We start from the raw sequence: 18,869 nt of genomic DNA on the forward strand, positions 1-18,869 counted from the left end.
GCCATGGCTATAAACTCTTCGAGCGATTCGTTAACAACGGCGCTGTGTGCAAACGATTTTTGGCGCACTTGTGCAACTAGCATAGGCAGCTCGTACATTTGCTTTGGGGCTTTGGTTAAGCGCTCAGTCTCTAGGGCGTTTATAAGCGTGGCTGTTTGCTCTTCAAGCTCGGTGTGCTTGTCTTTTAGTTTGCGAATTTCTTTACGAAACTCACGCACTGATAAGTCATTGAGTGTGTCTAGGTCGTCGTCATCTAACGATTCAACGGTTTCAACCGGTAAGCGCGCCATTTCAATCAGCTTGCTTTTGTTCATGTTTAAAAGCGCAGACGTCTGCACTTTTGAGTCAGGCAGTGCTAAAAACATTTTAGATACAGCTATTGCGTTAAACGCATTGCGGCGAGGAATACCTAGTTCTTTAAGCTTTTTATCGAATTCACCGTATTGAAGATGTGATTTAATACTTAAATAAAGCAGTCCGCGCTTTGCGGTATCAACCAGCGCTTGTTCTTCCATGCGCACAAGCAATTGCCATGCTTCGTCAACTGAATCTGGCATTACGAGCTGTATGTGGCCTGCCATCTTTTCGATTTTGGCGCTTAACTGCTGTTGCTCTTCGGCACTAAAAACCTGAATTTCAGACGGTTCTTGGTCTTTGATAGTCATTGTTTTGGCCTACAAATTAATTGCTAGAGGTATTTGGTAGAAGTGTGTTTTGAATTTCACGCTGCTGTTGTGTGTGTTTTTCAATTTCCATTTGCAGTTCAGCATGTTTTTGCAGCAACTGTGAACGTTGATCAATAGCTTTAAACAATAGAGGCTCAAGCAATACGTTTAGTGGCTCAATACTTTTGATTGCCCACAAAAGTGCTGGCAATTGATGCGCAGGTAAATATTTTTCAGTGCCTGGTGCTAAATATTTATTTAACAGCGTTTCGTTTATTACAACGTCATCGACTTTTAATGCATTGTTCATGCGATTAACAATACCTTGGCGTGTTAAACCACTTGTGCGGGCAGCGGCATTTACAGCGTAAAGGAACTGGTGATATACATCGCAGCTTGGCGCTTCGTCTTGATTGAAGATTGACTCTAAATCAGTAAGTTTCATGGTAATTATTCCCTGTAAAATTATTTGTGTTAGCCACGATGTTAGGTAAAGCTAGATTCTGGGATAGGCTGATTATTGCGAATAGCATTAATCACTTGCTGTTTTCTGGCAGCTCGGTCTTGACGACCTCTTGCTTGGTGATCTTGGTAGGTATCGCCGAATACTTCTTCGATAGACATGTTTAGTGCAGAGCAAATTGCGTCAGCCACTGGCTTTGATTTGTTGTTACGTTTTGCAATTGAGTAAACGTGTGCTCTTGTTACGTTTAGCCCCTCTGCTAGGTCTGACAATAGAATGTCTTTTTTGAGAAGTTTTTTGCGTATATCTTCAAATACTAAACCGTTAGAATTCATGCTAAGTTATCCTATGTAAAGTTAGTTGCATACATATGTAATGTTTTGTTGTTATTTAATCTGAATCATTACAAATGTATTGTCAAGTAACTGCAAACATTATTTTTGTATTCTTTTAACATTACATATGTATTGACAAGTTAATATGACAACTGATACCTTAAAAAAAGTTGATATAGAAAGAGCTGCTAAAAAGCTAAAAGATGAATTTGGTGTTACCAGTGAAAGAGCACTTTCGTTGGCTATGGGCTTATCTCAGTCAGCATTTTTAAATGCGATGAACAGAGGCTCTTTGCCCTACGAAGGTATTGTCAGAGCGTGTGTAGAGCGCGGTATTTCACTTGACAGTATTTTTGGATTGCAGCAAAAGCACGTTTATTCAAATCAGCTAAATGAACCGACTCCTAAATTTTTACATAGTGAAGAGTTTAAAAATGAATTTATTCATATAGACACACTTGTAGAGTCAATTATGGACGAGGTTGTAACAAAAACTGATCTCCCAGTTGAACGATTACTTGCTGTGCGAAAATCACTGAGACCAATACTTGTGGATGCTGCAATTGAATATGATTGTGATCACGCTATTGTCAATGCTATTGCAAGGAGTAGTCTAAAACTGGTTTAAATTTCTTTAGGATGTGAAATGAAAACCTTATTAAAAACTGTATTAATTACTGCTGCGCTTGCAGTTTCTTGTTCTGCTACCGCGCTTGAACCCTTGCAAGATCGGGCGCAAGTTAAACATATTAACTCTACACTTTTAATGCCCGATGGCAGTGATATGAATGTTGATATGAGTTTCGATTGCGGCTCTGAATTTAAAAGCACTGGTATTATTGTAACCACCGAACAAGGTGCCAAGTTTTTAGCCAATGCATACTCTAAGCTTTATGGCTCTGTTGCAGGTGAAAAAGTAAAACAGGCTTGGTTAACAAAAGCTAACCCCGATGACCCCCGCAAACCTACCATGTTATTAATTAATGATTTTGGCTCATTGGATTGGACTGTTAATTCAACTAAAGTAACTGAATTAAAACACTTTAGTAGTACGCAATCTGTTAATGAAAGTTATACAGGACCAAACGTACTACAATTGTGCGGTACAAGAAGCCACCACCCCACTGAATTACAATAATAATATATATGGAGGCTAGGGCTTTGTGCCCTAGTTTTGAACATGGAAAATTCATTTTTTAGATCTATTGTTTGCTCAATTATTCTTTTTACTAGCCCTTTAAAAGCCTCTGAACTTGCTGGCTATAGCTTTGGAATAGCGCAAGATAATAATGGTTTTATTTATCAAGCTAGCCAAACAGGTGGGTTTAGATTAGATGGTAAAACTCACCTTCCCCTTGCAGATTTATATCATGTACCTAAAAATTGGTTAGAAGATGTTAGGTTTATAAAAGATAAAAATACGCTGTTATTAGCATATGGGGATCTGGGTTTATACCAAATTGACTTAACAACAAATACAACCACAAAGTTAGTTGATAGTGGGTGTTGGCGCATAGGTTTAATTAATGATGTTGTTTACTGCTTGCGCGGTCATAAACTTAATAGCTTTGAGTATCAAAATGGCGTGCTTAGTCCGTTAAAACTGTTACCTGAGGGATTGCGAGTAAATGCAATTGCAGACGGCTATATTGATACTGATGATGGGATTTTTGCTATAGATGGTAACACAGCAAAATTGATTGATGGGACTCCAGCTACTTACACCAAAATTAGTAACAATGAATATGGGCTAGTTGCATGGCGTGATAAAGCTCTTTATTACTATGATGCATTCGGAAAACAAAAATCAACGCCTTGGCCTACATACCCAAAGGCACTTTACGCTTATGGAAATACTGTTTACATAGAAAAAAATGGTGCTGTTGTACATTTAAATTTGATGGATTTTTCAATAATCAACGATAAAGTTAACATGGTTAAATCACCAGTAAGGCGTATTTTTAAAGATAACGCAGAGAACTTGTGGTTTATATCGAGTAACGATGTACAAATAAAACCTGCTGCAATAAATCAATTAAGCCTACCATTTTCATCTGATTACAATATAAAAGCTCATTTTAGCAATGGTTTTTTTGTAGGAACTGAGCGTGGTGTTTTGAGTCACACAAGCCAGGGCTTTAATATCGTTGGCAATCCTAACGACTATGGTTATGTGATCACAGATATTGCAGTGATTGGCGATAGTTTGTTTATTGCGTCAAATAAAGGGCTGACCGAGTACAATTATAAAAATCAAAAAACAACAAAAATCTACGATAAATATGTAATAGCTGTGGCTGTAAAGGCTAGAAAATTATATGTATCAACCAGTTTTGAAGGGGTTTTTACTTATGCAAATAATATTTTTGAACCCTTGCATGATGTAAATTCATTATTACATAACAATGAAATTTTAGATGTTAAATTTATTAATGATGATATATATGTACTTTCAGCTGAGGGTTTTTACGTAAGAGATAAACAACAACGTATTGGCTATCATGGCAATGAGATAGGTATTGTTGTGGATGCTGTAAAAATTAATGAAACTGTTTATATAGCCACTTTTGGTAATGGCTTGTATAAGTTTTCAAATGGAGAACTAGAGCGTTTAAATAGCCCTCAAAGCATTATTGATTTACAAGAATTTAATGACCAATTATACATTGGGACAATTGATGGTGTTTATAAATTTGCAGAGACAGATTATTCGTTGGTCTCAGGCTCTGCTGGCCTAAACGTTACACCAAACTCGATGATGTTAGAGCATGAAAGTGATTTGACGTTTGGTACACAGTACGGGATTACAACAATAAGGCTTGCTAATAAAGCTGCTGTTAACCCTCCTCAAGTCACCGCTGTTAAAACTAAAAATAAGTATTACGTCAATCTGCAAGATCACAAGTTTAATGCTAGTAGCCAAACAAATTTATATTTATCTGATCGTAACTTTATAGGCGATACAGACTTTGCGTATGCCATTGATGATAACTGGATTGACAGCCCTACTGGTGTTATACATTTCCATAATATTAGACCAGGTAACTATACATTAAAGTTTAAAAGCCGTTTAAACGGCGGAAGTTGGACTGATGGGGAGAATTTAAACATTGAATTTGTTGGTCATTGGTACGAGTCAAAGTTCATTACATTACTTATATTTGTATTACCTGCATTGGTTATTGCACTAATTATTATATTTGCTGTGTTGTTGTTAAAAGCGAACTACGGTGTACATAAAAAACTTTATAATATGATTGGGTCATGCAAAATGAACCTGGCCCTAACTAAGTTGTTAAAAGCAAAGAGTGCTTGCAGTAGCCCTGATTTGAATAAAATGGCAGACGGACTTGTTTATTTAGATGAAGCTGTTGATGTAATAGTGCCGCTTGCACATGGCAACGCTGCACTTGGTAAGCGCAGTATTCAACAGGGTTTAGCTGCTTTACAAGCTGCATTACAATTTGAATGCACAGGGCTTAACTTTGAATACACAATATCTTTTAGCGACAGTGTTACATTGGACGCAGGTTTAGAACGAGATATATACGCACTTGTTTACCACTCAGTACGTAATTCAATTGATCATGGTAAAGCTCGTCAGGTTGAAGTGTTTGTTGAGCAGGTACGTAGCCGTGTACATGTAACAGTTATAGACGATGGGAAAGGCTGTAATTTGTACACTCGTACATTTAAATATGGCTTAGGTTTATATGTAATGCGTGATGTGGCCAAGCGATATAATGCTAAGCTAGGATTTAAGAGTAGCAAAGCGGGTACAAGTATCGCGATAGGTTTCCCGCTTTGCGTAAAAAACGTAATTAGCAGAAATGAAAAAGCCCCTAGTTAGGGGCTTTTTTGTTAAGTTTTTGCCTTAAGGCGTCATCAATGCGTTCTTCCCAATTACCACACCACCCTTCACTTATTGCTTGTTCACATAAAGCAATAACATCATCCCAACGCTTTTCTTTTTTATAGATAATCGCAAGTTGTGAGTAACCCGCATGGCTGGGGATGTGAAATGGCGTGTTTTCGATTGTTAAGTGTCGCATAGATTTGTATTTTTTAGAGCTAATAGCAATAAAGCTTAAGTGATCACGTTTCATTTGTTGTACTGTGGCAGCAGCAATATCAATTTGTTTTAACGCATATTCTTTTGCTAACTCGTAGTAGCCTTCTTTTTTTCTGTCTTTGTAGTAAAGCTCCATCATCCGGCCATATAAAAAGTGCTGATCTACTTCTGAGGTTGATAAGTGAATATTAGACTCAGCTTCTTGAAGTATTTTTAGGGCTAATGGTCGGTCACCTTCTTTGGCTATAAACCACCCTCCCACTTCTTTTAAAAACTTCACTGTGCTGCTTGATGAATGGGTGTAATTACCTTTATCAATATTACTGTCACTCATAGGTGAATATTGGTTACGTATACGCTGGCGTTCTGATGCTGTTAATTTTTCTAGCCACCAATTTTGTAGTCGATGGTATTTGATCATACCTTGTGGAGTACGTTCACTAGGTTTTGGTTTGTTTGACTCGGGGAATATGCTTTCCATACTTAGGTTTCCTTTTTTGTTTTTAATCCTACTAGTTAAATTAACTACCCCGTTTTTACATGTAAAGGTTTTTAAGCTCTCTGTTTTTACCAGTTTAACTTTGTAAACGCTAAAACTTATAAACGCCTGTAAGCGATTTTAAGCAATCTGCTGTGTTTTGTGGCTACATTGCCTTGCGTGAAAATCGTTTAAACACGCTCAGTTAAATTTAAACACGGTTTAAACATGGTTTAACTTGTATTTAAAGTTATGGTTTAGTGTTTTGATGGTTTAGCCATGTTTTATGAAATTGCTTTTTGGTGGGTTTGAACTCTAAAAATAGATCGTTCGAAATAGTAAGGTCGTTATTAAGCGTGAGCAAAATGAATTCTTGCTCAGTTATGATTTGATCAGCATAAGCCTGGCCAACAGCATTCAAAAAGTCTTTGCTTGGGTTTGATTCTAATTTATTGGTAAGTGCTGCATAGATTTGCGGCATTGCCTCATCTGGGTTTGAGGAAAGGTATTTGTCAGGATCGTTGTAATGGACATAAACAGCTATACCAATACAGTACAAAACGATGGCTGCTGCGATAACTAAAAGTAGTTTATTGAACGTTTTAATGTGAGTTTGTTTGATCATAACCATTCCTTGGTGTTTTGGTACTTTTTGAATATAGTAGTTCACAAATAAATTTCAAGGGACCTGATGTGGGAACGGTTAATAAAATTTTAAATTTGCTTGGTGAGTGTTTTAAAGTAGAAGAAGATAAAGCGCTGCATGAGAACAAACTATTTTGGGTAGTCGTTTTAGTTCCTTTATTTTTCATCGTGTGGATTTCTTGGAGGTTGACCGCGGAGTTAATAACTAAAGGACTTTACAACCCTCATGTGAGTTCTGAATCGTTAGCTAGTTTTGTTAATTATTATGCATTTCCTATTGCGTTATTAACTGTTCCACTCACGCTTGCAGTTATGATTAACCGATTTCATTCATCAAAACAAAAAGCGAAAAGTAATCGCTTAGTGGAACAAAACAACATAGCTAATAATTTTTTTAATCATTACAAATATTTCGTTGAACATTGTGAAGCTTTAAAAAAGCGTAACCCTGAAAACTATTTTAATTTAAGCCCTGAGCTTCTTTACAAAAGCTTATTCCCAAGCTCTTCAGTAAGTAACTTCACAACTGATTTAAATAGCAAATTCATCAAGAAGATCTCTGTTCAATTCAATTCTATAATTAAGTCATATTCAGCCCATATAGAGAAGCACGAAGTATCAAGCATTACAACGGCATGTAATGTTAACGATGATCACCTTGCTGAATCAATAGAAGTAATTCATTTGAATAGCACGTTTTATTACCTCTTTTATCTTGATGGATTTTCATACAGTTCAAAATTGAAAAAACATGATGAACTTAAAAGCAGCATAAATAGTACTTTTAATTTTCTTTATTTGATAATTTGCTTTAATGGTGTAAGTGATTATCAAAAAAATATACAATCTTTAGAAAAATTACGTATGGAAGTAGAACAACAAATTGAGGAACTTGATGTACTGTAATTTAATAGTGTAATCTAATTCCTATAGGTTGCTACTAATAGCGCTGTAAAGTCTTTTCCAGCGGTTCAATAATCACCATCCCCCTACACTGGGTGCCACTTAGTTAGTTTATTGGCACTTGGAACATGGCAAACAAAACAACCCAAAACACCCAATTTGATTGGTTTGAAGTTTTTAAAGCAGGCACGCAAACCGACTCTAAAGGCGTTACTCATTCGTTTAGCGAAGCTGATTTAAACAGCGTTGTAGCCAACTTTAAACCTAAAACCGCGCCGTTGGTTATTGGCCACCCAAAAATGGACGACCCTGCTTGGGGCTGGGCCAGTGAATTAAAAGCGGTGGGTGGCTCGTTGTTTGCCAAAGCTGAAGACGTTTGCGCTGAATTTGCCCAAGCCGTTGAGAGCAAGCGTTACCCTAACCGCTCTGTACGTTTAGAAAAAACTGATAACGGCTATAAGCTGGCACACATTGGCTATTTGGGCGGCAAGCCCCCCGCTGTTGAAGGTTTAGCTTGGCAGTTTAACCAAGCCGATGACGCAGAAACCCTTACCCTAGAATTTGCTGCCGGTGATATTGACAACATAACGCTGCGCACATCAAACACCCTTACCCGCCTAATGGGCAACTTGCGCAACTTTTTAACTGACCGTTTTGGCAGTGAAGCCGCCGATAAAGTTGTGCCCGATTACGAAAGCGAATGGTTAAAAGAAGAAACCATTATAGCTGAGCACGAACGTGCTAAAGCGAGCGCGGGTGACGGTGCCGAATTTAGTAAAGGCGACGCTATTAATAACAGCAATGCCACCCCACCCACCCATGAGGACAATGCAATGGATGAAAAAGAAAGAAAGGCGCTGCAAGACCAGATTGATGCGGCTAACGCTAAAAACGCACAGCTTGAATACACGCAGCGTGTTGCAGCGGCTAACACCTTTATTAACACCGAAGTGAACGGCGGCAAAGCCCCGCGTTTAACAAACACCGAGGGTGTGGCTGAGTTTATGGCCAAGCTGGATGACGGCGACACCACCTTTGAGTTTGCTGCCGCAGACGGTAAAAGCCAGGAACTTAAACCTGCAGCGTGGTTTGAAGGCTTTTTAAAGGCCTTGCCTGAGCAAACAGGTTTAACTCACGAGTTTAACAAGGACGATAAAGACGGCGAAGTGACTGACGACAGTGCAGAAGCACTGGCAGCGAAGGCGCTTGAATTTCAACAATCACAATCTAGCAAAGGCATTGAAATTAGCATTACTGCCGCGTTAGACCACGTTAAAAAGGCTTAACACCATGGCACAACCAGGATTTATTAGAAACTTTAGCGCGGTTGCTGTTATTGCTGCCAATCGATTAGTGGCGGTGTCTGCACTTGAAGATTTTCAGGTTGAACCGGCTATTGACGCAAGCGCCGTGTTTGTTGGTGTTACTGAGCAAGGCACGGACCAACACTTACGTGTTGATGTGGTAATTACCCAAAGCGCCCCTGTTGAATTTGGTGGTGATATTGCGGCTGGTGACTTAATTGTTGCTGATGCGGACGGTAAAGCTATCGCCCTTGATTTAGCCGACTACGTGGGTGAAACCAAAATACACGTTGCAGGCTGGGCAATGGAAGAAGGCGACGCTGGCACCATTGGCGACATATTTTTAGCCCCGCAGTTAATTGCGACTATTCCGAGCGCTTAACGCGCTTGGGTTAACTTAAATTTTTAAAGTGAGGATTTGCCATGAGTAATGGTATGCCATTTACCCCTGACGTTGAGCAAACGGCCATAGCCATTGCTTATACAAATAAAAAGCTAATTGCTGATAATTTAGCGCCGTATTCATCTGTTGGTAAACGATCGTTTGAATGGACTGAATACAACAAAGGCGACAAATTTACGCTGCCAGATACAAAAATTGGCCGTAAGTCTAGCCCGAACCAAGTTGAGTTTGGTGTTACAGAAAAAGAAAGCTCAGTTGTTGATTATGGTTTATCTGACGTTATTCCAAATGATGATCAGGCTAATGCACCAGCAAACTACAACCCACGTACGCATGCCGCTGAGAGCATTGCCGACTTAGTTTTACTTGGTCGTGAAGTGCGTGTTGCTGAGCTGTATAACACTGCGGCTAACTTTGGTAAGTCTGAAAGCTTATCGGCGCAAGGGTTTAAGTTTTTAGATGACCCTACGCTTGATATTTTACCGTTCTTTTTAGAAATGCTAGACGAGCCATTAATGCGCCCTAACGCGATGACTATGTCTCAAACAGTGTCTACCAAGTTACGTACCCACCCTAATATTGTTAAAGCGTATAACGGCACCAGTGGCGATAAGGGCTTAGTACCTTGGAGTTGGATTAAAGAGCAGCTCGAAATTGACCACGTCAACGTTGGCCAAGCTCGCTTAAATACAGCGAAGAAAGGCAAAGACGTTGTGCTTAAACGTGCCTTTGCTGACAACTTATCATTTACGTATCACGACCCATTGGCGTCATTTCAAAACAAGCGCATGACCTTTGCTTTAACCGCACGCTATGGCTCGCGTGTGTCGTCAAACCGTGATGTAGCCGCTGGCTTAAATGGCGGTGTTGAAGTGATGGTAGGTGAAGCAGTTAAAGAAATTGTGCTAGCGAAAGACTGCGGTATTTTGCTGACCAATGTGCTGACGCCAGCTAATTAATCATTGTTGTTCCCTGTGTAAAGGCCCCAGTACCGACTTGCTCGGGCCTTTTTTTTACTAACTGAGGTGTGCATGTTTACTACAGAACAAGCAGTTATAGACAAAATAGGCATTAATACGCTGTTGCAATTTGCGTCGAATAAATTTAACGAGCCTGGCACTCGCGTGACGCGTGATGATGTTGAAGCCGCGCTTTTAAGTGAGACATATAGCGAGTTGCAAGAGCAAATTAACGCCTGGTATGTGCAAGCACAAAAGAATGTAAATGCAGTTATAGCGGGTTACGTAGCACGATTTGCATTAAACCAAGACGATATTAATAACTCAGTATTGCCAGGCATTGCTAACGATTTAATGCACTGTGAGCTTGCCCCTAACATTGCTGACGAACACCTGAAAGCCGTAAAAAGTAACGCGATGGCGCAACTTGATAAGGTTAGTAAAGGTGTGATCCAAATTAAGGAAGACGCGCCTGCAGGCGTAAGAACTGGGATGCGAACCAAACCTGCAGGCTCTCAATTTAATTGGGAACGCTATTAATGGCGGGTGTATTTATACACATAACGGGTAATGCCCTACCGCGCTTAACCCAAATTGCAAACACAAGCGGTAAACCAGCTGATGTATTGGACGACATTGGTGCATTTTTAGACATGGACGTCACCACCCGATTTTTACGCGAAGTAACACCCGAAGGCCGCAAGTGGGAGCAGTCGCAAGCGGCAAAAGACCGTGGCGGTTTAACGCTTACTGATGACCGTAATCTTGCAGGCTCGGTAACGCATAACGTAAACGGCAATACGCTTGAGCATGGCTTAGGTGAAAAGTACGCAGCCATACATCACTTTGGTGGTGAAACTGGCCGCAATAAAAGCGTGACGTTACCCGCTCGGCCAATACTGGGTATAGCTGCTGTGCAAGAAAACGAGATCAACGACATCATCACCGATTGGTTAATTTAAACATGTTTAAAGAGCATTTAAATGGCATTTAACTTTGATTTAAACAACATAGAAACCTTATTAAACAACACTGTTTTTGATGCATCTGTGGGGTTTGCCAGTGATTTTAATACTGTGCGTGAGCATGCTGTACACAGTGCGCAGTTGTTTGTATTGCCATTAGCCGATGACAACACCAACACCAATGAAGTACACGGCGTTGATGAATACCAGGTTAAAGACGTGTTTGCGGTGATGATTGTGATCCCCTGCGCTGCAGGTAATGCCCACAGTGATGCACAAGTAAAGCAATTGCGCAGCGATGTTAAAGCGGCCATTGCAGGATGCCAATACCCTGGGTGGGACCCAATAAAGCTCGATAAGGGCCGCACCATTGAGCTTAACAAAAAAACCAACAACCTAATTTACCAGTGCCAGTTTAGTGTAACTGGCCTACATACCGTAACTGTGAAGGTGATGCCATGAGCAAACAAACCGAGCCGCAATCAAGTAAACCCGCTGAGGAAAAAGGCGTTGTGATCACAACCCCTAAAAAGTCCCGCGCGATGACGATTGCCCAAAACGTTAACCAGGTACTGGCAAGTGCTAAAGGTAACAGAGATGAAATAGCCGGCGCTTTTAATTTAAAAAGCGGTGAGCTAATTAAAGTGGAGACCAAATCATGAGCAGCTGGCGATTTAAAGACAAACTTATTTTAGCTGATGCCCTGGGCACAACCTTAACGGGCCTGCACGCTATTTATGCCAGTGACGTTGAACTGGCCCTTGAGAGCGAAAGCGAAAAAGACGAGCTAGAAACCAGCTACAGCGGTGCAAGCCTCGAAACGTTTTACGGTGAGCATATAAGCCTTAACTTTAAAACGCCGCTTGCGATGAGTGGCACTGTGGGTAATGAGCCTGCTTTTGCCCCGCTACTACTTGCCTGCGGTATGGTGCAAGTGGCTGATGCAAGCAGCGTTACGTTTACCAAAGGCGCGGCTGTGGCGGTTGCGTGCAAAGTGCGCTTTGGTAAAAACACCCACAACATTAGCGAAATGAAAGGCAATGTTAGCTTTGCGCTGGAAAAAGGCAAGCCCATGCTGAATTGGCAGTTTAAAGGCTTGTTTAGTGCGCCGGTTGCAAGTTTAGCCGCCCCTGCTGTTGATTGGGATCGTTGGGTGCGCCCCGAAGTACTTGGCGTAAGTAATAGCAGTGACTTTAAGCTTAACGACGTTAAACGCACGCTGCACAAGCTTACTGTCGACTTAGGTAATAACGTGGTGTTTGACCGTGCCATTAATCATGAAGAAATAATGATAACCGGTCACGAAAGCAGCGCTAACTTTACGCTAACAGCTGAAGAACTGGCCACCTTTAACCCGTTTGCTGATGTGGGCAAAGTGCAAATGTTTGAATTTACCCACGGCACCGCCGCAGGTAAAAAAGTAACCATTATTGGCCGCTACCAAATGCCTTGGCCTAAATACACCAGCCTGGACTCTGAATTAACAGGTTATGAGTTTGACGGCAAGCTAGTGCCAAGCGGCGCAGGCTATGACGAACTGACGATAGTTTTTGAATAAGGGGTAGCGCCCTTTTATCTCTTTTTATTTACCTTTTACTAGGGAAGAAACAATGAAATTAAAATTACTAAACGACTTAAAAACTGCCTTAATTAGCGCCCCGCTCAACTTTGAGTTTGGTGGCCTAACGTTTAAATTTACAGCAAAAATCAAGTTGCTAACTCATAGCGAAGTCCAAGCAGTAACAACCAGGGAAGGTGCTGAAGATGCTGATATTGTGCGCGAGCTATTAGTGGCTTGGGATGACTTTATTGACGAAGGAAAACCAGTACCCTTTGATAAAAGCACCCTTGATGAATTGCTAGTTTACGGTGGGTTAGCATCTCGCTTAAGTGTTGAGTGTATTAACGCCCAGTACCGTATCACTGAAAAAAACTAGCCGATGTTGCTAGGTGGTTTTTGGGCGACCTAGCAGCAGACAGTAAAACCCTTGATGACGACGAAGCCCATTTTGGCGCACCTAAACAAACCGCGCCAAACAAAGACGAAACATTATTTGTATTGCCCCAGAACCATACGGCTGTAATTGCATTAACCACTGCTAGCAGCCAGTGGCAACGGGATAATGACGGGGTTGAAATTGCCCTTGATTATGCCAGGGCTGATATAGCCTGGCGCTATGCAAATATAACCCTTAACCCCGATGATTTTGCAAAATTGCAAACCCTAGAGCGCACCATAATTGGTTTAATAAGGCGACCCGATGAGCAACAACTTGAATTTGGCGTTACGCTTAAGTTACGACGGTAGAGCTGTTACCACCGGTGCGCGCCAAAACGTAAACGAACTAAACCGCATTCCTCAATCTGTACAACGCCAAATAGCAGCAAATCAGCAATTAGGTGCCAGCCAAGCTCGCATTATGCAGCAACAAGGCGCAATGACCCGCCAGCTTGGGCTAATGAATAGTGCCTATACACAAGTTGGCGCAACACTCACAGCCCTAGTCGGTATTGGCACCGCGACTATGTTTGTGCGCGATACGGGCGCTGCACAGCTACTTGATACCCGCTTAAAGGGGTTAACTGGCTCAGCGCAAGAGTATGTAGCTACCCAAGATTATTTGTCGAGTTCAGCCGATAAGTTGAACCTTAAATATACAGCTTTAGCTAATTCTTACAGTCGGATTTTAACGCTACATGATGCGGGCATTGTCACTCAAACCGAAGGTAAATCTATTTTAGAGGGATTGGCAAATGCAGCTGCATTTACTGGTGCAACTAACGCACAGTTAGAACAATCACTGACGGGTATGGCGCAAGCAATGAGCTTGGGCGTGTTACAAACGACAGAGTTAGATCAAGTTGGTGAACCTTTACCTGGTATTTTGCAAAAAATAGCTGCTGCGGCAGGTAAAACCACAGGTGAATTTAGAAAGTTTGTAGGTACTGGGCAAGTCACTAGTGAAATGTTTAAAACATACTTGATCAAGGCGCTAAATGAATATGCTGGTGCGGCCGAAAAAACTGCTGGTACTATCAATGCTAGCTTTGCGCACATGGGGAATGAATACCAGCGCTTAATACGCAAATACGAAGAACCGGTGAACTTTGCTGTTACAAGTATTGTTGATTCTATTACTGATAGCATGGCGTATTTACGCCAAAATGAAGACGCTGTTGATAATTTGGTATTTGCAACTGGTGCATTGGCTACTGTATTAACGGGCCATTTAGTAGCGGGTTTAAGTGCCAGTGCTGCAGGCTATGTTGCTAATGTTGCTGCTAAGAACCGTGCATTAATTGCAGATGCAGCGCTTGCAAAACAAAACCAAGCAAATGCTGTATTAGAGTTACAACGCGCCGCACAAATGAAAGTGTATGCACAGCACACACTTGCTGTTGCTAATACTACTAATTTACGTACTGCTGCTGTTGCCCGTTTAGCCGCTGCTAATACGCGCTATACAGCAACACAAGCTGCGGCAACTACCGCAACCAATATATATACTGCCGCCGCAGGACGGGCAACCCTAGCAGCGCGTGGCCTTAGTACCGTAATGGGGTTATTAGGTGGCCCTGTTGGTTTGCTCGTTACCGCAGGGCTTGGCCTTGCTTACTTTGCAAGCCAAGGCGATGACGCTACCGACTCAGTTAATAAACTTAAAGAAGCCAGTAAAGACCTAAACCCGTATGCAAATTTAACCGGTAGCCAAGCGCAAGGCTTACTATTAATGGCTCAAGGGCGTATAAAAAATGCGATTCAACTTGCTGATGAAGCACGGGATCGTTTTAACAACCCGTTTTTAAAAGGTAAGTTTTCTGACGTAGAGGCGGCTGAAAAACGCGTTACTGATTTAAAGAATGAAATTGTGGCTCTGCAACAAGTACTCGCAATTAAAGAAACTGAAAAGCCTAAACCAGTTGTAACAAGTACTGCCCTGCCCGATAACATAAAGCGCCTAGAAGTCAGCTTAATGGGCGAAGAGGCCCGCTTAAAAGACAGCTACGAAAAACGCAAGCAAATGGTGATCGTTGCCCGTGAAAACGATGCAGCTAATAAAGTTAAGTACGACGCGATTTTAAAGCAGCTTGATGTTAAATACGGTGAAGACCTAAAAACCATTGCACAAAAACGTGAAACCGAAAAAACACGTATACAAAACCAAGCCGAAGAAAAACGTAAAAACGATTTACAGCGTGATTTAGAAAACCGTATTGCTACCGTTAAAGGGTTTGCTGGGCGTGAAGCACTGGCCGCTTACAATAACGAACTGAGTGTTGAACAAGCTCGCCAACAAGCGCGTGTTGATGCCAAGCGGCGCTCACAATTAGGCTTAGCCGCAAATGATGAAACGGGCGAGCTTAAATACAATGCTAATTATCAAATAGAGCAATTGCAGCGAGAAGACGACTTATTAAAGCTGCAGGGTTATAACAGTCGAGTAGAGAAAGAAACTGCTGATCATAAAGCTCGGATGGCTGAAATACAGTTTGGTGCACAAGTTAAAGGTTATAGAACTGCGGCTGAGCAAGAAGAGGCTGCTCACGCTACTCGCATGATGGATATTTTTGCAAGCCAATATGCTCCGGGTTTTAAAAGTGAATTAGTTGCTCTTGCTGGGTTTGAGAAACAAACCAGTGCTGAAAAAGCGAAAAACGTAATTGGTATTAGCGGTGCAATGTTCAAATCATTGGGCAGTCAAAGTAAAACTGCATTTAAAGCGTATAAAGCGTTTGCCATTGCACAGGCTGTTATTAATACATACCAAGGTGCAACAGCTGCATTTACCTCTTTAGCTTCAATACCAATCGTTGGCCCTGTGTTGGGTGGTGTTGCCGCAGCGGCTGCTGTAATGAGTGGCTTACAGCAAGTACGGCAAATTAAAGCACAGCAACCAGCAGGTATTGCGCACGGTGGTTTAGATTATGTGCCAAATGAATCTACTTACGTATTACAACGTGGTGAGCGTGTATTAAGCCCGAAACAAAATACTGAGATTAGCCAAATGGCACGGCGTTACAACGCTGGCGGCGCAGCGAATGATGGGGGCAGTTCTGGTGGTGTAAGCATTAGTATTACAAACCAAATTACCGTGCAAGGCGGGGCTAATGAACAAACCTCGCAAGCCGTTGGTCAAGACATAGCCCGCCAGGTTGTTGGTGTTGTTGTGGCTAATATACAAAGTAATGGATCAATTATTCGCGCAGTACGTGGTGCAGCTTAGTTGTTAAGTGGTTGAGATTGGTGTAAAAAGGAGTTTTAAAGCGAGGGAATGTAGATGTTTACTAAGTTAAAAGCAAGAGTTGGCCAAAAAGAATTTGATAGTAGAATGATTAATCTAGCACTAATAATTGCTTTTTTTATGCTTTTATTGCTGACATTCCTATTTGCAATAAAGTTTGGTATTGGATTACCTGCTGACATACAAACTTGGCAGAATACCTCGTCATATTTCCAGAATATAATTGCCTTGTTAACTGGCCCTTTATCTCTTCTTATACTCTATTTCGTTTGGAAAGATAATAGACAAGAATTAGCTGAGACTAAGAAAGCACTAACAGAGCAATCTGATACTCAAAATTTTAGTGTTATTAAAGATGCTGTTTTTGAAATCGCTGATCAAGTGACTCTTCTTCTTAAAAAGAATGTAAATGTAATAGATAGAGATTCAAGCTACATTCTAGAAAATGTAGATAATTCATTACAAGAAGAAGAACCACAAAATTTTTTAGATTGTGATTGGGATATAGATCCCCTTACAGAAGATATAAGAACTATAAAATTAGAAGACTTTGTAAAAGAATATTTCATTCATATGAAAAGTGAACCTTTTGAATTAGAGGAAAAAGAAACACAATATGAGAATGTGATTTTTACAAGTGAGTTTTTTACATTCATTGATAAAGTTAAAACTATTTCTTTATTTATGCGTAGCTTGAAAGGTGTTGAATATAAAGAAGTTTTAGAAATAATATTATTCTCGAAGCTCACTATTTTCACTTGGCTTTTATTTGTTGAGATTGCTTTTCACCTTTTAACAACAGCGAAAGAAGGAGAAAAAGAAACTGCAGAACTTGTTTTTGTTGAGATTGCTGGTTTAACATGTAGGCAGCTGAAAGAAGCTAATTGGATTAATGCACTATCTGATGAAGTGCTTTTAGAACTAAAAGAACGTAAGTTACTCTGACTATGTAAACCCCTTTCCAGCCGAAAGCTTACCCCTTAAATTTTATACTCGTTACCAGTGTTTTATTATGAAACTTGGTAACGATGCAACCACTTCCCTTACCCAAACGGCCCAAGCTCTCTAACTTTACGTTAGTGCCCAATAGCCAAATACACTTAAATAAAGCCAATAATGCGACCGAGGTTTACGACCTTGAAGGTGCCTATTGGGAGTTTGAAATAGAGCTTGCCAATGTGCCTGAGCGTGATGCGTTGGCCCTTGATGGTTTTATTGCCAGCTTACGCGGCCAAGTAGGTACGTTTACTTTAATTGATTACCGCCGTGAGCAGCTTGATAAAGATTTTGTGGGCTATGTGCGTGGTGCAAACCAAGACGGCAATATTTTAAACATTGATGGCCTACCCGCTAACCAAACCTTGCTTGTTGTTGGCGAACGTATGCAAGTGGGTGTTGGCCAAAACACCGAACTTAAAGTATTAACCCAAGATTTAGTAACTGACTCACTTGGCCGCGCTACCGTTATATTTGAATCCCCACTGCGTAAAATACCTGCAGACAACACCCTAATTACTTTTAAACAACCGGTTGGTTTATTTCGCCTTGCTGATAACAAGCAAGGGCTTGCCAGTGCGCAGTATAAAAACGGCATTGTAACGAGCTGGAAAATTAAAGGGCGGGAGGCGTTTTAATGGAAAGCCTAAACGCTGCCTTACTCGCTGATTTAGCCACTAGTGGCCGCGCTCGCTTTTTTGTACGCCTGGCATTTAAAAGTGGTGATGTGCTGTTACATACCGGTGTGGGTGAACGCCGCTTTGCTAACTTGACCTGGCATGGCGTGGGCATGCTCGGCACTGTTAGCGAAATACCCGCCAGCGATAAAAACGACAGCACCAGCATACGTTTAACACTACACACCCAAGACCAAGCTGTATTAGCTGAGGTGGCCGAAAACGACCCCATTAGCCAGAGCTGTGAAATTTACCTTGTTACTGTGGATGAACACTACCGCGTAAGCCAAAGCCAGCTGCTTGAAAGCGGCTACATTGTTGCCTGTGATGTAGAGCGCGGCGATGTATCGCAAATACAGCTAAGTGTTGCAGGTGAAAGCGAGCGCTGGAAAGAAGCACGGTTAAATCAGCGTTGGAACGACGCCACGCAAAAATCACTTTACCCGGGCGATGCATTTTTTAGTGAACAAACCACTGCCAACAAACAAAACCTACCCGACACCCAACCTGGTAACTACATAGGAGGCAACCGCAATGAACGTCGCCGCTAAGCTTGCTGCTTTTATTAACCAGCGTAACTGTGAACCCTTTAAATGGGGCAAAAATGATTGCTGCCTATTCGTTGCCGACTGGGTGTTATTTGCAACTGGCAGTGATGTAGCTGCGGATTTTAGAGGTAAGTACCGCACTGAAACTGGCGCGTTTAAACAACTATTTAAACGCGGTTTAAATGATGTTCAAAGTGTGTTTAAAGAGCGTTT

General features: G+C 41.2%; 24 protein-coding genes. 19 read left to right on the forward strand and 5 right to left on the reverse strand.

The genetic code is table 11. The features are described 5' to 3' along the window. From H5187_RS20835 to H5187_RS20845, 3 genes are all read right to left on the reverse strand, one after another. Positions 1-665 (reverse strand): hypothetical protein (locus H5187_RS20835; protein WP_182798274.1); only part of this gene is annotated, 665 nt, incomplete at its 3' end. Between the two features lie 16 nt (positions 666-681). Continuing rightward, positions 682-1,110 carry a hypothetical protein gene (locus H5187_RS20840; protein WP_182798275.1) on the reverse strand — a complete coding sequence of 143 codons (429 nt, stop codon included), beginning with the start codon at positions 1,108-1,110 and terminating at the stop codon, positions 682-684. Between the two features lie 41 nt (positions 1,111-1,151). Further along, positions 1,152-1,463, reverse strand: a complete 312-nt coding sequence (locus H5187_RS20845) for a helix-turn-helix transcriptional regulator (RefSeq protein ID WP_182798276.1) — start codon at positions 1,461-1,463, stop codon at positions 1,152-1,154. Between the two features lie 145 nt (positions 1,464-1,608). Between H5187_RS20845 and H5187_RS20850 the strand changes: the two genes are divergently transcribed. The 3 genes from H5187_RS20850 to H5187_RS20860 are packed head-to-tail and all read left to right on the forward strand — an operon-like array spanning position 1,609 to position 5,313. Next, complete coding sequence (locus H5187_RS20850; protein ID WP_182798277.1) at positions 1,609-2,091, forward strand: helix-turn-helix domain-containing protein; 483 nt, start codon at positions 1,609-1,611, stop codon at positions 2,089-2,091. Positions 2,092-2,109: 18 nt separating this feature from the next. Next, a complete protein-coding gene (locus H5187_RS20855; RefSeq protein WP_182798278.1) occupies positions 2,110-2,601 on the forward strand; it encodes a hypothetical protein in 492 nt (163 codons plus the stop codon). A 42-nt stretch (positions 2,602-2,643) separates the two neighbouring features. Next, positions 2,644-5,313 (forward strand): ATP-binding protein, encoded by a 2,670-nt coding sequence (locus H5187_RS20860; RefSeq protein WP_182798279.1) that lies wholly within the window; start codon positions 2,644-2,646, stop codon positions 5,311-5,313. On the opposite strand, the gene H5187_RS20865 is transcribed toward H5187_RS20860, so the two are convergent. Together H5187_RS20865 and H5187_RS20870 are read right to left on the reverse strand one after the other, a co-directional pair. Next, positions 5,306-6,016, reverse strand: a complete 711-nt coding sequence (locus tag H5187_RS20865; RefSeq protein ID WP_182798280.1) for a hypothetical protein — start codon at positions 6,014-6,016, stop codon at positions 5,306-5,308. The two genes, H5187_RS20860 and H5187_RS20865, sit on opposite strands and share 8 nt — an antisense overlap. A 247-nt stretch (positions 6,017-6,263) precedes the next feature. Further along, on the reverse strand, positions 6,264-6,638 hold the full coding sequence (locus tag H5187_RS20870; RefSeq protein ID WP_182798281.1) for a hypothetical protein: 375 nt from the start codon (positions 6,636-6,638) through the stop codon (positions 6,264-6,266). Between the two features lie 68 nt (positions 6,639-6,706). On the opposite strand from H5187_RS20870, the gene H5187_RS20875 reads away from it, so the two are divergent. The 16 genes from H5187_RS20875 to H5187_RS20950 form a co-directional block, all read left to right on the forward strand. Next, positions 6,707-7,564, forward strand: coding sequence for a hypothetical protein (locus tag H5187_RS20875; RefSeq protein ID WP_182798282.1), 858 nt, complete (start codon positions 6,707-6,709; stop codon positions 7,562-7,564). Between the two features lie 125 nt (positions 7,565-7,689). Next, positions 7,690-8,847 (forward strand): hypothetical protein, encoded by a 1,158-nt coding sequence (locus H5187_RS20880; RefSeq protein WP_182798283.1) that lies wholly within the window; start codon positions 7,690-7,692, stop codon positions 8,845-8,847. A 4-nt stretch (positions 8,848-8,851) separates the two neighbouring features. Further along, complete coding sequence (locus H5187_RS20885) at positions 8,852-9,247, forward strand: DUF2190 family protein (protein ID WP_182798284.1); 396 nt, start codon at positions 8,852-8,854, stop codon at positions 9,245-9,247. A 41-nt stretch (positions 9,248-9,288) separates the two neighbouring features. Further along, positions 9,289-10,227, forward strand: a complete 939-nt coding sequence (locus H5187_RS20890) for a capsid protein (protein WP_182798285.1) — start codon at positions 9,289-9,291, stop codon at positions 10,225-10,227. Positions 10,228-10,299: 72 nt separating this feature from the next. After that, entirely contained in the window at positions 10,300-10,767 is a 468-nt protein-coding gene (locus H5187_RS20895) for a hypothetical protein (protein WP_182798286.1), read from the forward strand. Beyond that, complete coding sequence (locus tag H5187_RS20900) at positions 10,767-11,189, forward strand: phage virion morphogenesis protein (protein WP_182798287.1); 423 nt, start codon at positions 10,767-10,769, stop codon at positions 11,187-11,189. The genes H5187_RS20895 and H5187_RS20900 overlap by 1 nt, the downstream gene beginning before the upstream one ends. A 21-nt stretch (positions 11,190-11,210) precedes the next feature. Further along, positions 11,211-11,654: a hypothetical protein gene (locus tag H5187_RS20905; RefSeq protein WP_182798288.1), complete on the forward strand. Its 444-nt coding sequence runs from the start codon at positions 11,211-11,213 to the stop codon at positions 11,652-11,654. Then, positions 11,651-11,854, forward strand: a complete 204-nt coding sequence (locus tag H5187_RS20910) for a hypothetical protein (protein WP_182798289.1) — start codon at positions 11,651-11,653, stop codon at positions 11,852-11,854. Before H5187_RS20905 ends, H5187_RS20910 begins: the two co-directional genes overlap by 4 nt. Further along, positions 11,851-12,750, forward strand: a complete 900-nt coding sequence (locus H5187_RS20915; protein WP_182798290.1) for a hypothetical protein — start codon at positions 11,851-11,853, stop codon at positions 12,748-12,750. Before H5187_RS20910 ends, H5187_RS20915 begins: the two co-directional genes overlap by 4 nt. A 52-nt stretch (positions 12,751-12,802) precedes the next feature. Then, positions 12,803-13,129, forward strand: coding sequence for a hypothetical protein (locus H5187_RS20920; RefSeq protein WP_182798291.1), 327 nt, complete (start codon positions 12,803-12,805; stop codon positions 13,127-13,129). 20 nt (positions 13,130-13,149) lie between these two features. Beyond that, entirely contained in the window at positions 13,150-13,500 is a 351-nt protein-coding gene (locus tag H5187_RS20925; RefSeq protein ID WP_182798292.1) for a hypothetical protein, read from the forward strand. Continuing rightward, a complete protein-coding gene (locus tag H5187_RS20930) occupies positions 13,454-16,417 on the forward strand; it encodes a tape measure protein (RefSeq protein WP_182798293.1) in 2,964 nt (987 codons plus the stop codon). The genes H5187_RS20925 and H5187_RS20930 overlap by 47 nt, the downstream gene beginning before the upstream one ends. 54 nt (positions 16,418-16,471) lie before the next feature. Continuing rightward, on the forward strand, positions 16,472-17,380 hold the full coding sequence (locus tag H5187_RS20935) for a hypothetical protein (RefSeq protein WP_182798294.1): 909 nt from the start codon (positions 16,472-16,474) through the stop codon (positions 17,378-17,380). Positions 17,381-17,463: 83 nt separating this feature from the next. Next, positions 17,464-18,069: a hypothetical protein gene (locus H5187_RS20940; protein WP_182798295.1), complete on the forward strand. Its 606-nt coding sequence runs from the start codon at positions 17,464-17,466 to the stop codon at positions 18,067-18,069. Further along, positions 18,069-18,659 (forward strand): hypothetical protein, encoded by a 591-nt coding sequence (locus tag H5187_RS20945; RefSeq protein WP_182798296.1) that lies wholly within the window; start codon positions 18,069-18,071, stop codon positions 18,657-18,659. Before H5187_RS20940 ends, H5187_RS20945 begins: the two co-directional genes overlap by 1 nt. Beyond that, on the forward strand, positions 18,643-18,869 hold a 227-nt coding region (locus tag H5187_RS20950; protein WP_409072558.1), incomplete at its 3' end, for a DUF6950 family protein. The genes H5187_RS20945 and H5187_RS20950, both read left to right, overlap by 17 nt.

Source organism: Pseudoalteromonas sp. SG44-1 (genome assembly GCF_014164315.1).
GTDB lineage: Bacteria > Pseudomonadota > Gammaproteobacteria > Enterobacterales > Alteromonadaceae > Pseudoalteromonas > Pseudoalteromonas rhizosphaerae.

What these genes read in the sequence shown, in the direction of transcription:
- H5187_RS20855 (WP_182798278.1), top strand. Translation starts at nt 2,110, where the DNA reads ATGAAAACCTTATTAAAAACTGTATTAATTACTGCTGCGCTTGCAGTT.
- H5187_RS20905 (WP_182798288.1), top strand. Translation starts at nt 11,211, where the DNA reads ATGGCATTTAACTTTGATTTAAACAACATAGAAACCTTATTAAACAAC.
- H5187_RS20870 (WP_182798281.1), bottom strand. Translation starts at nt 6,638, where the DNA reads ATGATCAAACAAACTCACATTAAAACGTTCAATAAACTACTTTTAGTT.
- H5187_RS20915 (WP_182798290.1), top strand. Translation starts at nt 11,851, where the DNA reads ATGAGCAGCTGGCGATTTAAAGACAAACTTATTTTAGCTGATGCCCTG.
- H5187_RS20930 (WP_182798293.1), top strand. Translation starts at nt 13,454, where the DNA reads ATGAGCAACAACTTGAATTTGGCGTTACGCTTAAGTTACGACGGTAGA.
- H5187_RS20895 (WP_182798286.1), top strand. Translation starts at nt 10,300, where the DNA reads ATGTTTACTACAGAACAAGCAGTTATAGACAAAATAGGCATTAATACG.
- H5187_RS20945 (WP_182798296.1), top strand. Translation starts at nt 18,069, where the DNA reads ATGGAAAGCCTAAACGCTGCCTTACTCGCTGATTTAGCCACTAGTGGC.
- H5187_RS20900 (WP_182798287.1), top strand. Translation starts at nt 10,767, where the DNA reads ATGGCGGGTGTATTTATACACATAACGGGTAATGCCCTACCGCGCTTA.
- H5187_RS20860 (WP_182798279.1), top strand. Translation starts at nt 2,644, where the DNA reads ATGGAAAATTCATTTTTTAGATCTATTGTTTGCTCAATTATTCTTTTT.
- H5187_RS20865 (WP_182798280.1), bottom strand. Translation starts at nt 6,016, where the DNA reads ATGGAAAGCATATTCCCCGAGTCAAACAAACCAAAACCTAGTGAACGT.
- H5187_RS20920 (WP_182798291.1), top strand. Translation starts at nt 12,803, where the DNA reads ATGAAATTAAAATTACTAAACGACTTAAAAACTGCCTTAATTAGCGCC.
- H5187_RS20885 (WP_182798284.1), top strand. Translation starts at nt 8,852, where the DNA reads ATGGCACAACCAGGATTTATTAGAAACTTTAGCGCGGTTGCTGTTATT.
- H5187_RS20850 (WP_182798277.1), top strand. Translation starts at nt 1,609, where the DNA reads ATGACAACTGATACCTTAAAAAAAGTTGATATAGAAAGAGCTGCTAAA.
- H5187_RS20890 (WP_182798285.1), top strand. Translation starts at nt 9,289, where the DNA reads ATGAGTAATGGTATGCCATTTACCCCTGACGTTGAGCAAACGGCCATA.
- H5187_RS20940 (WP_182798295.1), top strand. Translation starts at nt 17,464, where the DNA reads ATGCAACCACTTCCCTTACCCAAACGGCCCAAGCTCTCTAACTTTACG.
- H5187_RS20840 (WP_182798275.1), bottom strand. Translation starts at nt 1,110, where the DNA reads ATGAAACTTACTGATTTAGAGTCAATCTTCAATCAAGACGAAGCGCCA.
- H5187_RS20845 (WP_182798276.1), bottom strand. Translation starts at nt 1,463, where the DNA reads ATGAATTCTAACGGTTTAGTATTTGAAGATATACGCAAAAAACTTCTC.
- H5187_RS20880 (WP_182798283.1), top strand. Translation starts at nt 7,690, where the DNA reads ATGGCAAACAAAACAACCCAAAACACCCAATTTGATTGGTTTGAAGTT.
- H5187_RS20935 (WP_182798294.1), top strand. Translation starts at nt 16,472, where the DNA reads ATGTTTACTAAGTTAAAAGCAAGAGTTGGCCAAAAAGAATTTGATAGT.
- H5187_RS20910 (WP_182798289.1), top strand. Translation starts at nt 11,651, where the DNA reads ATGAGCAAACAAACCGAGCCGCAATCAAGTAAACCCGCTGAGGAAAAA.